Source organism: Winogradskyella ouciana, assembly GCF_009709615.1.
Lineage (GTDB): Bacteria > Bacteroidota > Bacteroidia > Flavobacteriales > Flavobacteriaceae > Winogradskyella > Winogradskyella ouciana.
Genome location: NZ_WJYA01000093.1, coordinates 1 through 275, shown reverse-complemented (window position 1 = coordinate 275; position 275 = coordinate 1). Strand labels below are relative to the sequence as shown.

Annotated in this window: 1 protein-coding gene; it reads left to right on the top strand. The window is 45.1% G+C overall.

The genetic code is table 11. The features are described from left to right. Window positions 1-275 (top strand): TraR/DksA C4-type zinc finger protein (locus F1003_RS16630; protein WP_438695868.1); only part of this gene is annotated, 275 nt, incomplete at both ends.

Below are 275 nucleotides of genomic sequence, written 5' to 3'. Positions count from 1 at the left end.
GCGGGTAAAGATGAAGAATATATGAATGAAGCGCAGCAAGCGCACTTCAAAAATATCTTGAACTTGTGGAAGCAACAGTTGATGGAAGAGGTCGACTTAACAGTTGGCCATATGAAAGAGGGTGATAACTACGCGGATCTTGTGGATCGTGCCAGCATGGAAGCCGACTTTAATCTAGAGTTACGTACCCGCGATCGTGAACGTAAGTTGATTCGTAAAATTGAGCAAGCTATGGACTCCATCGATACAGGCGACTACGGTTTCTGTGAAGACTG